The 13,293-nt window shown below is 59.0% G+C and carries 11 protein-coding genes; 9 read left to right on the forward strand and 2 right to left on the reverse strand.

Annotation, left to right across the window (positions count from 1 at the left end; genetic code table 11):
* Positions 1–83 precede the first annotated feature (83 nt).
* The 5 genes from CFBP6623_RS13150 to CFBP6623_RS13170 all read left to right on the forward strand — a co-directional run bounded on the left by CFBP6623_RS13150 (position 84) and on the right by CFBP6623_RS13170 (position 5,130).
* The gene (locus tag CFBP6623_RS13150) at positions 84–800 is read left to right on the forward strand and encodes a FadR/GntR family transcriptional regulator (protein WP_046799759.1); all 717 of its coding nucleotides are present in this window, start codon (positions 84–86) and stop codon (positions 798–800) included.
* 204 nt (positions 801–1,004) lie between these two features.
* A complete protein-coding gene (locus CFBP6623_RS13155) occupies positions 1,005–2,165 on the forward strand; it encodes a fumarylacetoacetate hydrolase family protein (protein ID WP_046799624.1) in 1,161 nt (386 codons plus the stop codon).
* A gap of 105 nt (positions 2,166–2,270) precedes the next feature.
* On the forward strand, positions 2,271–2,801 hold the full coding sequence (locus tag CFBP6623_RS13160; RefSeq protein ID WP_046799625.1) for a TRAP transporter small permease: 531 nt from the start codon (positions 2,271–2,273) through the stop codon (positions 2,799–2,801).
* Between the two features lie 4 nt (positions 2,802–2,805).
* Positions 2,806–4,083: a TRAP transporter large permease gene (locus CFBP6623_RS13165; RefSeq protein ID WP_003492595.1), complete on the forward strand. Its 1,278-nt coding sequence runs from the start codon at positions 2,806–2,808 to the stop codon at positions 4,081–4,083.
* 39 nt (positions 4,084–4,122) lie between these two features.
* A complete protein-coding gene (locus CFBP6623_RS13170) occupies positions 4,123–5,130 on the forward strand; it encodes a TRAP transporter substrate-binding protein (protein WP_046799626.1) in 1,008 nt (335 codons plus the stop codon).
* Between the two features lie 96 nt (positions 5,131–5,226).
* Here the strand turns inward: CFBP6623_RS13170 and acs are convergent, their stop codons facing one another.
* A complete protein-coding gene (gene acs, locus CFBP6623_RS13175) occupies positions 5,227–7,182 on the reverse strand; it encodes an acetate--CoA ligase (protein ID WP_046799627.1) in 1,956 nt (651 codons plus the stop codon).
* Between the two features lie 235 nt (positions 7,183–7,417).
* On the opposite strand from acs, the gene CFBP6623_RS13180 reads away from it, so the two are divergent.
* A complete protein-coding gene (locus CFBP6623_RS13180) occupies positions 7,418–8,119 on the forward strand; it encodes a DUF1013 domain-containing protein (protein WP_046799628.1) in 702 nt (233 codons plus the stop codon).
* A 60-nt stretch (positions 8,120–8,179) separates the two neighbouring features.
* On the opposite strand, the gene CFBP6623_RS13185 is transcribed toward CFBP6623_RS13180, so the two are convergent.
* The gene (locus tag CFBP6623_RS13185; protein ID WP_046799629.1) at positions 8,180–8,839 is read right to left on the reverse strand and encodes a YggS family pyridoxal phosphate-dependent enzyme; all 660 of its coding nucleotides are present in this window, start codon (positions 8,837–8,839) and stop codon (positions 8,180–8,182) included.
* A 192-nt stretch (positions 8,840–9,031) separates the two neighbouring features.
* On the opposite strand from CFBP6623_RS13185, the gene leuS reads away from it, so the two are divergent.
* Genes leuS through holA form a run of 3 tightly spaced genes read left to right on the forward strand, consistent with a single transcriptional unit; the run spans position 9,032 to position 13,249 of the window.
* On the forward strand, positions 9,032–11,662 hold the full coding sequence (leuS, locus tag CFBP6623_RS13190) for a leucine--tRNA ligase (RefSeq protein WP_046799630.1): 2,631 nt from the start codon (positions 9,032–9,034) through the stop codon (positions 11,660–11,662).
* A complete protein-coding gene (gene lptE, locus CFBP6623_RS13195; RefSeq protein WP_046799631.1) occupies positions 11,655–12,200 on the forward strand; it encodes an LPS assembly lipoprotein LptE in 546 nt (181 codons plus the stop codon). Before leuS ends, lptE begins: the two co-directional genes overlap by 8 nt.
* Positions 12,201–12,211: 11 nt before the next feature.
* Entirely contained in the window at positions 12,212–13,249 is a 1,038-nt protein-coding gene (holA, locus tag CFBP6623_RS13200) for a DNA polymerase III subunit delta (RefSeq protein ID WP_046799632.1), read from the forward strand.
* Positions 13,250–13,293 lie beyond the last annotated feature (44 nt).

A 13,293-nucleotide genomic window follows, 5' to 3' on the forward strand; every position in this document is an offset into this window, starting at 1 on the left:
CTTTGAAAACCCCGCTCGTGGCGAAGGAGGAAGTCGCTGCCGTGGGAAAACGAACCAATCGTTTCTATGGAACGGGAGCAACCATGACGCTGGAGTTCAATCAGATACATCGCAACGACCATCTGCCCGGCCGGATCGCCGCAGAGATCGCACGCGAGATCAATGATTCGAAACTCGGGCCGGGAGACAGGCTGCCGACGGAACATGTGCTTGCAAAAACCTTCGGCGTCAGCCGCTCGGTCATCCGCGAGGCAATCGCGCAATTGCGCAACGAAGGCTTCGTTGAAACGCGGCAGGGCGTCGGCGCATTCGTCACCGATCCCCGGCAAAGACTGTCCATCCGCATCGAGCGCTCCCGCCTGAACGACCCGGAAAATTTCCGTGATCTCTTCCAGCTTCGTATGCCGCTCGAAATCGAGGCAGCGGGTCTGGCAGCGCTGCACCGCAGCCCGCAGCAGCTGACGCGGCTCGCTGCAGCGCTGGAAAAGATGAAGACTGCCGACGACTGGTCGACGGAGGGCGTGGCGGCCGATCTCGACTTCCACCGCATTCTGGCGGAAGCGACGCAGAATGAATATTTCCTGATGTTCCTCGGCTTCATTGCCGAACGCATCAGCTCGGCGATCAACATCGCTTTCGCACGCGCGGTTTTCGGAGAAATTCTCGAAGTGACAATCGCCGAACATGTGGCAATCTACGAGGCAGTCGAAAGCGCAGACGCGACTGCGGCCAAGAATGCGATGCGCAGACATCTGATCGGCGCAGCAAGCCGGGTCAACCTCGAACTGGATATATTCTGAGGATAATAAGGCCTCAACCGCAAAGCTATAGGACAGGTTTTACGGCTTTCCGGTAATCCAGGGGCGAAAGACGATAATTTTGTCTTCTGGACCGCTAGACTCGTCAGAAAAGTCATACTAAGAAGAATAAGATTAGGTTGTCAGACATCCAGACAATAAGACCGCAGGAGGCGGATTGTCTGGAGGGCTGAAGGGGAGGACTACATGACCGGCACCAGGTCCATCGACGCTACCGCAATTTTGCCTGAAGATTCCGAGAACGCGCTGCTCGTCGGCCGCGTCTGGTCGAAAAGCGAAGGCGGCCCCTGCCCGGTTCTGCTCAAGGACGGCGTCCTTTACGACCTTACCTCCATCTCACCCACCATGTCCGAACTTCTGGAAAAGACGGATCTCGTGGAGCGGCTTGCCGACACCGGCACTTTCGTCGCACTCGGCGCGCTCGAAGCCTTTCTGGACGGCTCCGCCGGCGAGCTTCTTGCCCCCAACGACATTCAAGCCGTCAAGGCCGCCGGTGTCACCTTCGCCGACAGCATGCTGGAACGCGTGATCGAAGAGCAGGCCAAGGGCGACCCGCTTCGTGCGCAGGAAATCCGCGGAAGACTGGCGCCGGTTCTCGGCGACAATCTCAAGGGACTTGAGGCCGGCTCTGAAAAAGCGGCCGAAGTGAAAAAACTGCTTCAGGAAATGGGCCTCTGGTCGCAATATCTGGAAGTGGGTATCGGCCCGGATGCGGAAATATTCTCCAAGGCGCAGGCCATGGCTTCGGTCGGTTGCGGCGCGCTGATCGGCGTTCACCCGAAGTCGCAATGGAACAACCCGGAGCCGGAAGTGGTACTCGCCATCGCCTCCGACGGCCGCATCGTCGGCGCGACGCTTGGCAACGACGTCAACCTGCGCGATTTCGAAGGCCGCTCCGCCCTGCTGCTCAGCAAGGCGAAGGACAACAACGCATCCTGCGCGATCGGCCCCTTCATCCGCCTGTTTGACGGACGCTTCACCATCGACGACGTGAAGAAGTCGCAAATCTCGCTTCTGGTTGAAGGCGAAGACGGTTTCACCATGACGGGTGTAAGCCCCATGGAGGCCATCAGCCGCACGCCGGAAAACCTTGCGTCCCAGCTCCTGAACCGCAATCATCAATATCCTGACGGAGCCGTCTTTTTCCTTGGCACGATGTTCGCACCGGTAAAGGATCGTCATGGGCCGGGTCTCGGTTTCACCCATTCCAGGGGCGACCGTGTCGAAATCTCCTCGCCCAAGCTCGGCAAGTTGATCAATTGGGTCGCGACAACAGACGAATGCCCGGAATGGACATTCGGCACCGCGGCCCTGATGCGCAATCTGGCGAAACGCGGGCTACTCTGAGCGATCAGCAGAGGGTACGTGCAATTTTTGCGAAAAACCCATAGGTGGAGCATTGGCGGCAATCCTTAGCCGTAAATGCTTCAGATATTTCTTCGGGAGGGGAAAATGCAAAAGACCATCAATCTCTTTTACCGGATTCTCGAAATCATTCTCGTCCTGCTGCTCGCCGGCATGTCGATCATGGTCTTCGTCAACGTCGTCATGCGTTACACGATGAATTCCGGCATCAACATCTCGGAAGAACTGTCGCGCTATTTCTTCGTGTGGCTGACTTTCATCGGCGCCGTGTTGACCTTTCGCGAAAACAGCCACATGGGCATTGAAACGCTCGTGATGTTCCTGTCGCGCCGCGCCCGCGTCTTTTGCATGATCGCGTCGAACATCATCATCCTGGCCTGTTCCGCCATCTTCTTCTGGGGAACCTGGAAGCAGTCCGCCATCAATGCCAGCATGCATGCCCCTGTCACCAAGCTTTCGATGATCTGGGTCTATGGCATCGGCATGTTCACCGGCGGCCTGATGTTCATCATCGCACTGGAACGCCTGTACCGCTATTTGACCGGTCGCGTCACAGAGGATGAAATCGCCCAGTTCGCGGGCGAGAACCTGACGATCGAACAGCTTTCGGAGCGCTGATACCATGACACTTTTCGTTTTTGTCGGCTCTCTGCTGGGAGCAATGGCGATTGGCGTTCCCGTCGCCTTCTCCCTGATGTTCTGCGGCGTCGTGCTCATGTGGTACATGGGCATGTTCAACACCGCGATCATCGCCCAGAACATGATTTCGGGCGCAGACACCTTCACGCTGCTCGCCATCCCCTTCTTCATTCTGGCTGGCGAACTGATGAATTCCGGTGGTCTCTCCCGCCGCATCATCGACTTCGCGATCGCGCTTGTCGGCCATATCCGTGGCGGCCTCGGCATCGTGGCGATCGTCGCGGCCATCATCATGGCCAGCATCTCCGGTTCGGCCGCAGCTGATACCGCAGCCCTTGCCGCGATCCTCATTCCGATGATGGCGAAGGCCGGCTACAATATCCCGCGCTCCGGCGGCCTCATTGCCGCAGGTGGCATCATCGCCCCGGTCATTCCGCCGTCCATGGCCTTCATTGTCTTCGGTGTCGCCGCCAACGTCTCGATCACCCAGCTTTTCCTCGCCGGCATCGTTCCGGGTATTCTGATGGGCACATCGCTCATCATCGCCTGGCTGATCGTGGTGCGTAAGGACAACGTAAAGCCCCTGCCCAAGACTTCGGGCAAGGAACGTCTGCTCGTGACTGCTCGTGCCGGCTGGGCGCTCGGCATGCCTGTCATCATTCTCGGCGGCATCAAGGCCGGCATCATGACACCGACGGAAGCCGCCGTCGTTGCCGCCGCCTATGCGCTGTTTGTCGGCATGGTGATCTATCGCGAATTGAAGCCGGCGGACCTGTTTCACGTGCTCCTGCGTGCCGCCAAGAGCACCTCGATCATCATGTTCCTCGTCTGCGCAGCACTCGTCTCCGCGTGGCTCATCACGGCTGCGAATATTCCGAACGAAGTGGCAGGCTATATCGAGCCGCTGATCGATCGCCCGATGCTGCTGATGGCCGCCATGATGGTGCTGGTTTTCATCGTCGGCACCGCGCTTGACCTGACGCCGACCATCCTGATCCTGACGCCTGTTCTGATGCCTATCGTCAAGCAGGCAGGCATCGATCCGGTCTATTTCGGTGTACTCTTCATCATCAACAACGCCATCGGCCTGATTACCCCTCCGGTTGGCGTCGTTCTGAACGTCGTCAGCGGTGTCGGGCGTATCCCGCTCGGCAAGGTCACGGTCGGCGTCTGGCCGTTCCTCGTTGCCGAAACCATCGTCTTGGCGCTGCTGGTGATTTTCCCGGATATCGTCCTGGTACCTCTGCAGTACCTTCGTTAACCGATACTTTTTCTCGACCACAATCCAAGGGAGGATATTATGAGAAAGCTTCTTCTGACCACAACCGCCATCGCTTTTGCCGTTGGCGCCGCAGCACCGGCAATGGCTGAATTCAACAGCCGTAACATCCGCGTGTCGAACGGCATCAACCAGGATCACCCGGTTGGCAATGGCATCAAGGCCATGCAGGCCTGCCTCGACGACAAGTCGGGCGGCAAGCTGAAGCTGACGGCATTCTGGGGCGGCGCTCTCGGCGGCGACCTTCAGGCAACACAGGCCCTGCGCTCCGGCGTTCAGGAAGCCGTCGTGACGTCCTCGTCGCCGCTCGTCGGCCTCATCCCGTCGCTCGGCGTATTCGACCTGCCGTTCCTGTTTGCGAACGACAAGGAAGCTGACGCGGTCATGGACGGCGCTTTCGGCGACATGATGAACAAGAAGCTGGAAGAACAGGGCCTCGTAAACCTGGCCTATTGGGAAAACGGCTTCCGCAACCTGTCGAACTCCAAGCATGCCGTAAACAAGTGGGAAGATTTCTCGGGCCTCAAGGTCCGCGTGATGCAGAACAACATCTTCCTCGACACCTTCCAGAACCTCGGCGCCAATGCGACGCCGATGGCTTTCGGCGAAGTCTTCTCGGCGCTTGAAACCAACGCCATCGACGCGCAGGAAAACCCCTATGTGACGATCGACACCTCCAAGTTCTACGAGGTGCAGAAGTACATCACCGAGACGAACCACGCCTACACGCCGTTCCTCTTCCTCTTCTCCAAGCCGATCTTCGACAGCTATACGCCCGAAGAACAGACGGCCCTGCGTGAATGCGCAGTCGTCGGCCGCGACGAAGAGCGCAAGGTCATCCGCGAACTGAACCAGAAGTCGCTGGAAAAGATCAAGGCTGCCGGTCTCGAGGTCAACTCGCTGTCTCCGGAAGAGCAGGCGCGTATCCGCGAGAAGTCGATGGTCGTTTACGAAAAGCACAAGGCTGAAATCGGCGCAGACGTTGTTGACGCCGTTCTGGCCGACCTGAAGAAAATCCGCGGCCAGTAAGCCTGACTGTATTGAATAAAAAACACCCGGAAGCTCGCTTCCGGGTGTTTTCGTTTGCAGAACGAAAAAGGCTGCCGAAGCAGCCTTTCCAGAAAATCAGGATGCAGTGCGGTTCTGGCGGTTGGCGATAAGGTCTTCCACCACCGCGGGATCGGCAAGCGTCGACGTATCCCCCAGTGCACCAAAATCATCCTCGGCGATCTTGCGCAGAATACGCCGCATGATCTTGCCCGAGCGGGTCTTGGGCAGGCCCGGCGCGAACTGGATCTTGTCCGGCGTTGCGACCGGCCCGATCTCGTTGCGCACATGCTTCACCAGCTCCTCGCGCAGCGCATAATCGCCATTCTGCCCCGCCATCAGCGTGACATAACAATAAATGCCCTGTCCCTTGATGGGGTGCGGATAACCAACCACGGCCGCTTCCGAAACGAGATGATGCGATACCAGCGCCGATTCCACTTCGGCCGTGCCGAGACGGTGGCCTGAAACGTTCAGCACGTCATCGACGCGACCGGTGATCCAGTAATAGCCATCCTCGTCACGCCGGCAGCCATCGCCGGTGAAATACTTGCCCTTATAGGTCGAGAAGTACGTATCGATAAAGCGTTGATGATCGCCATATACCGACCGCGACTGGCCCGGCCAGCTGTCGGTGATGCAAAGATTGCCGTCCGCCGGCCCTTCCAGCACATTGCCTTCAGCATCGACAAGCTGCGGCTGCACGCCGAAGAATGGCCGTGTCGCCGAACCCGGTTTCAGATCGGTCGCTCCGGGCAGCGGCGATATCAGAATGCCACCCGTTTCCGTCTGCCACCAGGTATCAACGATCGGGCTCTTGTCCTCGCCGACCACATGGTAATACCACTCCCATGCTTCCGGATTGATCGGCTCGCCGACCGTTCCAAGCAGCCGCAGGCTTTCGCGCGACGAGCGCGTGACGAACTGGTCGCCCGCCCCCATCAGCGACCGGAGCGCCGTCGGTGCGGTATAGAAGATATTGACCTTGTGCTTGTCGATGACTTCCCAGAAACGACCCTGATCCGGGAAGTTGGGAACGCCTTCGAACATCAGCGTCGTCGCACAATTCGCAAGCGGCCCGTAGACGATGTAGGAATGGCCGGTAACCCAGCCGACATCGGCCGTACACCAGAAAACCTCGCCATCCTTGTAGTCGAAGACATATTCATGCGTCATCGACGTATAGACGAGGTAGCCGCCCGTCGTGTGCAGAACGCCCTTCGGCTTGCCAGTGGAACCTGATGTGTAGAGGATGAACAGCGGATCTTCCGCCCGCATCTTCGCTGGCGGGCAATCCGGTTTCACCGTGGCGATTTCCTGATGGTACCAGATATCGCGGCCTGGCGCCCAGCCGGTCTTGCCACCAGTGCGGCGCACGACAAGAACCTTGTTGACGATGACATATTGCTTGGCGGCGATATCGATCGCCTTGTCGGTGTTTTCCTTGAGCGGGATTGGCTTGCCGCCACGCACGCCTTCATCGCAGGTGATGACGAAGGTTGATTCGCAGTCGACGATACGGCCGGCCAGCGCTTCCGGCGAGAAGCCGCCAAAGACGACGGAATGCACGGCACCGATGCGGGCGCAGGCGAGCATGGCATAGGCCGCCTCGGGGATCATCGGCATGTAGATGGTGACGCGGTCACCTTTCTTGACGCCGTGCTTCTTCAGCACATTCGCCAGACGGCAGACATAATCATAGAGCTGGTTATAGGTGATCTTCTTGTCGATATAGGGATTGTCGCCTTCCCAGATGATCGCCGTGCGCTCGCCATGCGTCTTCAGATGCCTGTCGATACAGTTGTAGGAGACGTTCGTCAGGCCATCCTCGAACCACTTGATCGGTACACGTCCCTTGAAGGAGGTGTTCTTGACCTTGGTATAGGGCTTGAACCAGTCGATCCGCCGGCCGTGCTTGTCCCAGAATTTTTCCGGATCCTCGACGCTCTCCTGATACCATTTCTGGTACCGCTCATTGTCGATGAGCGTGCGGGCTTTCGCGGATTTGAGCACCGGGTAGATTTTGGCAGACATAAACTCCTCCTGAAACCAAGTATGTCCTGTTATGAGCGCGCCTTGAGACTCCCACCTCAGGCATGTGTTGAATTCATAGCAGTTCAAATGCACACGGCAATTAGACAAAGGTCATTTGTTTCGCAAAGAATTGCAATTCTGATGCAATGCCGCTATAGAGCCGTCATATCCCGGAAATTCAGTGGTTGATACCACGCCCGCGACACCGGCGCGGACGGACAGAAGGACTGTATCTATGGCTCAACAATTGCTCATGCCAAAGGCAACTGCTGTATGGCTGGTTGACAACACCGCGCTGTCGTTCGACCAGATAGCCACGTTCTGCAAATTGCATCCGCTGGAAGTCAAGGCGATTGCCGACGGTGAAGCCGCACAGGGCATCAAGGGTCTCGATCCAATCGCGACGGGACAGCTTTCCCGCGACGAGATCGCCCGCGCCGAAGGCAACCCCAACCACAAGCTCAAGCTTTCCGAGCCGAAGGTGCGCGTGCCGGAATCCAAGCGTCGTGGCCCGCGCTACACGCCGGTTTCCAAGCGCCAGGACCGTCCGAACGCCATTCTCTGGCTGGTTCGCAACCATCCGGAACTGAAGGATGCGCAGATTTCGCGTCTCGTCGGCACAACCAAATCCACCATCGAGCAGATTCGCGACCGCACCCATTGGAATTCGGCCAACCTGACGCCGATGGACCCGGTAACGCTTGGCCTCTGCAGCCAGATCGATCTTGACCTTGAAGTCGAACGCGCTTCGCGCGGCCGCCCGCTGCCAACAGCCGAAGAGCTTGGCAACACGCTGCAGCCGGCAACGGCGACGGAAGGTCTGGATTACAACTTCCAGCGCGAGGAAGAAGAGCAGATCGACGCCGACGCCGTGTTCAAGAAGCTCTCCTCGCTGAAGTCTGCACCGAAGGACGAAGACGAGGACGATCAATACTGATCGAAGTCTTTCCGACATTTGAAACCCGGCCGCAGTGCCGGGTTTTTTGTTTTCGAGATTTTACCGGCTGCCGAAGATCGCCGAGCCGACCCGGACGCTGGTGGCACCAAACTCGACGGCGGTTTCGAAATCGCCGGACATGCCCATGGAAAGCTTCTCAAGGCCGCATTGTCTGGCAAGCTTGGCCAGAAGCGCGAAATGCGGCCCCGGATTTTCCTCCGCCGGCGGAATGCACATCAACCCCTCGACCGGCAGTTTCAAGTCGTCACGGCAAAAAGCCACGAAGGCAACGGTTTCACGCGGATCGATGCCGGCCTTCTGCGACTCAAGGCCGGTGTTGACCTGCACATAAAACCGCAGGCTACGGCCCTGTTTGGCGCATTCTTCGGAAAGCGCGCGGGCGATCTTCTCCCGGTCGATACTCTGCACGACATCAAACAGCGCCACCGCATCCGCCGCCTTGTTGGATTGCAGCGGTCCGATCAGATGCAGCTCGATATCGGATGTCTTCTCCTTGAGGGCAGGCCACTTGCCCTGTGCTTCCTGCACGCGGTTTTCGCCGAACACGCGCTGGCCGGCATCGATGACGGGCTGGATCGCTTCCGCGTCGAATGTCTTCGACACCGCAACCAAGGCAACATCCGTCGCCTTGCGGCCGGATTTTTCCGCAACATCCGCAATGCGCTGCCTGACATCCTCAAGACGTGCTTCGATTTCCATCACAAGACCTTTTTTAAACCGTTCGAACCGCTAACTAGACGCCGATTGCCTTGATGCCAAGCGGGTTTAGCACCATTTGAGGCACGCTGGCCAAGATTGAACGCCCGAATGCCCCGCCAAACTTGACGCCCCGGTCGTTTCATGGTGAAGGTCAGCGCAAATTTTTCCCCTCGATACCCGGAATTTTAGACAATGGCCATCGAACGTTACAATCCTCGCGACGCCGAGCCGCGCTGGCAGCAAAAATGGAACGAAGACAAGGTTTTCGTCACCGACAACAGCGATCCGCGCGAGAAATATTACGTTCTGGAGATGTTTCCCTATCCCTCAGGACGCATCCATATGGGCCATGTCCGCAACTACGCGATGGGTGATGTGGTTGCGCGTTACAAGCGCGCGCGCGGCTTCAACGTCCTGCATCCGATGGGCTGGGATGCCTTCGGCATGCCTGCGGAAAATGCGGCCATGCAGAACAAGGTCCACCCCAAGGACTGGACCTACCAGAACATCGCCACCATGCGCGGCCAGCTGAAATCCATGGGCCTGTCGCTGGACTGGACCCGTGAATTCGCAACCTGCGATGTGGAATATTACCATCGCCAGCAGGCGCTGTTCGTCGATTTCATGGAAAAGGGCCTGGTCTACCGCAAGCAGTCCAAGGTCAACTGGGACCCGGTCGACCACACCGTTCTCGCCAATGAGCAGGTGATTGACGGCCGCGGCTGGCGCTCCGGCGCGCTGGTGGAACAGCGCGAACTGACGCAATGGTTCTTCCGTATCACCGATTTCAGCCAGGATTTGCTGGACGAGCTGGACGAACTGGATCAATGGCCGGAAAAAGTGCGCCTGATGCAGAAAAACTGGATCGGCCGTTCCGAAGGCCTGTCGCTGCGCTGGCAGACCGTCGCTGAGACGGCGCCGGAAGGTTTTTCAGACATCACAGTCTATACGACGCGCCCGGATACCCTGTTCGGCGCCTCCTTCCTGGCGATCGCCGCCGACCACCCGCTGGCAAGGGAACTGTCGGCGAACAACCCAGATATCGCCGCGTTCTGCGACGAATGCCGCCGCCATGGAACCTCTCTGGCCGCGCTGGAAACCGCCGAAAAGAAGGGTATCGATACCGGCGTCAAGGTCGTGCACCCGCTGGACCCGACATGGGAACTGCCGGTCTATGTCGCCAATTTCGTGTTGATGGACTATGGCACCGGCGCGATTTTCGGTTGCCCGTCCGGCGACCAGCGCGATCTGGATTTCGCCCGCAAATACGGCCTGCCGGTCGTGGCCGTCGTTGCACCCGAAGGCCCGGATGCGGCAAACTTCACCATTGACGAGACGGCCTTCGCCGACGACGGCGTGATGATCAATTCCGGCTTCCTGAACGGCATGAATACGACTGATGCCTTCGAGGCGGTCGTGCAGAAGCTGTCCGCTGAGATGCTGGGCAATGCGCCGCAGGCCGAGCGCAAGGTCAATTTCCGCCTGCGCGACTGGGGCATTTCCCGCCAGCGTTACTGGGGCTGCCCGATCCCGGTCATTCACTGCGAAGTCTGCGGTGTGGTGCCGGTTCCGAAAAAGGACCTGCCGGTCAAGCTGCCCGACGATGTGACTTTCGACGTGCCCGGCAACCCGCTGGATCGCCACCCCACATGGCGTCATGTTTCCTGCCCGCAATGCGGCCATGACGCACGGCGCGAAACCGACACGATGGACACCTTCGTCGATTCCAGCTGGTATTACACCCGCTTTACAGCGCCGTGGGAAGACCAGCCGACCGACCCGAAAGTTGCCAATCACTGGCTGCCGGTCGATCAATATATCGGCGGCATCGAGCATGCCATCCTGCACCTGCTCTATTCGCGCTTCTTCACCCGCGCCATGCGCGAGACCGGCCATGTCGGCGTCAAGGAACCCTTCAAGGGCCTGTTCACGCAAGGCATGGTGGTTCACGAGACCTACCGCCTCGGCGGAGGCCCGAATGGCGAATGGATATCGCCCGCCGACTTGCGCATTGAGGAAAACGACGGCATTCGCCGCGCGTTTCTGCTGTCCTCCGGCGAAGAGTTGACAATCGGCTCTATCGAGAAGATGTCGAAGTCGAAGAAGAACGTGGTCGACCCGGATGACATCATCGCATCCTACGGCGCGGACACAGCACGCTTCTTCGTTCTGTCGGACTCTCCGCCCGATCGCGACGTTATCTGGTCGGAAGCCGGCGTGGAGGGTGCAAACCGATTCGTCCAGCGCGTCTGGCGCATCATCGGCGAAGTCGCCGAGGAGCTGAAAAACGTCAAGCCGAAGCCGGCGACGGAAGGTGAAGGGCTGGTAGCCTCCAAGGCCGCCCACAAGACCCTGAAGGCCGTTCAGGAAGATTTGGACAAGCTCGCCTTCAACAAGGCGATCGCCCGCATCTATGAGCTGGTCAACGCGCTTGCCGGGCCACTTGCGGACGTCGCAGCAGGCGGTAAGCCGGATGACGCGAAAGCGGCTGCACGCGACGCCGTCGAAATCCTTATCCGCATCATTGCCCCCATGACGCCGCATCTGGCGGAAGAATGCTGGTCGGCGCTGGGCAATGAGGGTCTCGTGGCCCAGACGCCATGGCCCGTCTTCGTCGCCTCGCTGGTTGAGGAAAACGACGTGGTCATGCCGGTGCAGGTCAACGGCAAGAAGCGCGGTGAATTGACAATCGCGCGCGATGCGGATCAAGATGCGGTCCGTGCGGCTGCCCTTGCTCTGGATGCCGTCAAATCTATTCTTGCCGGTGGCGAGCCCAAGAAAGTCATCGTGGTTCCGCAGAGGATTGTGAACATTGTTGTCTGACGTTTTTTCGAGATGGAGCCGCGTCGCGGCAGCAATTTCCGTCGTGATGATGGCCGGTCTTCTGGCGGGATGCCAGGTGCGCCCGCTCTATGGCGAAGCCTCCGGAACAAAGGAGAGGCTGGCGGCTGTCAGTGTCTCCGAAGTCGGTGGCAGGGTTGGTCAGGAAGTTCGCAACCAGCTGATCTTCCTGATGGCCGGCGGCGCGGGTGAACCGGCCACGGCGCAGTATAATGTCAAGATTTCCGTAAGCTCGAGCGCCTCCTCCACGGAAGTCGAGAATTACGACCTGACCACCCGCACCAACAACAACTATGACGGCCCTTATCCCGGCCGCGTGGTGATGAGCGGTCAATATGTCCTGACGCGTATTTCCGACGGCCAGATCCTGCGCTCCGCACGCCGCAGCGTGACGGCGCAGGTGGACCTGCCGCAGCAGGAATTCGCCAAGATCAGGGCGACCCGCGACGCCGAGAACCGTGCGGCCCGGGAACTGGCTGAAATCATCCGTACCGATATCGCCGCCACCCTCGGTCGCTGAGAAGCGCGGCCGTGACGGAGATAAAATCGCATGAATTTGAGCGCTTCGCCGAAAATCCGGCGGAGCGCTTTCGCGTTTTCGTGCTCTATGGTCCGGATCGCGGCCTCGTGTCGGAGCGGGCAAGCCTCATCGCCAAAAAGACAGGCATCGATCCCGATGACGCTTTCGCATCGCTGAAGTTGACCGCATCCGACCTGCAGGGCGATCCCGGTCGCCTTCTCGACGAGGTGAACGCCATCGGTCTTTTCGGTGGTGAGAAACTCGTTTGGGTAAAGGGTGCAGCGGCAGAAAAGGCGCTGGTGGACGCGCTCCAGATTCTGGCCGAGACACCGCCTCAGGCAAGCTTCCTGATTATAGAGGCTGGCGACATCAAGAAGGGCACGGGGCTGCGCAAGATCGCGGAACCCGCGCGCTCCATCGCCGCAATCCCCTGCTATGCGGATGATGCGCGATCGTTGAATGCATTGATCGATCAGGAGCTTTCCAACGACAATCTGCGCATCGCGCCCGCCGCACGACAAAGGCTGATCGAATCCCTGGGAGGCGATCGCATCGCATCGCGCAACGAAATTCGCAAGCTCGCGCTTTATTGCCGTAGTGCTGATGTAATCGAGGAAGAGGACGTGCTGGCCATCATCGGCGATGCCAGTACGGTTTCCGCTGACGATGCCGTTGACGCCATCCTGAAAGGCGACAGAAACGCCTTTTTCCACGCCACCCAGAAGATCGTCGCATCAAAGACGCCGATCTTCCTTGTGCTTCAGGGGTGCCTCAAGCAATTCCAGCTGCTCGACCAGATGCGGGCCGAGATGGACGAGAAAAAGCAGCAGGCCGGTCAGGTGATGCAGACACTCGGACGCCACATCCATTTTCGCCGAAAGCCGATCATCGAAAGGGCGCTGCGGACGTGGCAGCCGGCGGCGATCGCCCGCGAAATGAACCGTCTGCAGGCCGCCATATTGCAAAGCCGCCAGCGGCAAAACCTGGAAGACAGCGTGGCTCTTTTGACGCTGCTGTCGACCACCCTGCAATCCGGCCGCGGCGGATGACCTGCTGAAATTCAGCAAAAAGCCCTCGCGCCTGGGCTGCGAGG

It is taken from the genome of Agrobacterium tumefaciens, assembly GCF_005221385.1.
Classification (GTDB): domain Bacteria; phylum Pseudomonadota; class Alphaproteobacteria; order Rhizobiales; family Rhizobiaceae; genus Agrobacterium; species Agrobacterium tomkonis.

What these genes read in the sequence shown, in the direction of transcription:
- CFBP6623_RS13150 (WP_046799759.1), top strand. Translation starts at nt 84, where the DNA reads ATGACGCTGGAGTTCAATCAGATACATCGCAACGACCATCTGCCCGGC.
- CFBP6623_RS13155 (WP_046799624.1), top strand. Translation starts at nt 1,005, where the DNA reads ATGACCGGCACCAGGTCCATCGACGCTACCGCAATTTTGCCTGAAGAT.
- CFBP6623_RS13160 (WP_046799625.1), top strand. Translation starts at nt 2,271, where the DNA reads ATGCAAAAGACCATCAATCTCTTTTACCGGATTCTCGAAATCATTCTC.
- CFBP6623_RS13165 (WP_003492595.1), top strand. Translation starts at nt 2,806, where the DNA reads ATGACACTTTTCGTTTTTGTCGGCTCTCTGCTGGGAGCAATGGCGATT.
- CFBP6623_RS13170 (WP_046799626.1), top strand. Translation starts at nt 4,123, where the DNA reads ATGAGAAAGCTTCTTCTGACCACAACCGCCATCGCTTTTGCCGTTGGC.
- acs (WP_046799627.1), bottom strand. Translation starts at nt 7,182, where the DNA reads ATGTCTGCCAAAATCTACCCGGTGCTCAAATCCGCGAAAGCCCGCACG.
- CFBP6623_RS13180 (WP_046799628.1), top strand. Translation starts at nt 7,418, where the DNA reads ATGGCTCAACAATTGCTCATGCCAAAGGCAACTGCTGTATGGCTGGTT.
- CFBP6623_RS13185 (WP_046799629.1), bottom strand. Translation starts at nt 8,839, where the DNA reads ATGGAAATCGAAGCACGTCTTGAGGATGTCAGGCAGCGCATTGCGGAT.
- leuS (WP_046799630.1), top strand. Translation starts at nt 9,032, where the DNA reads ATGGCCATCGAACGTTACAATCCTCGCGACGCCGAGCCGCGCTGGCAG.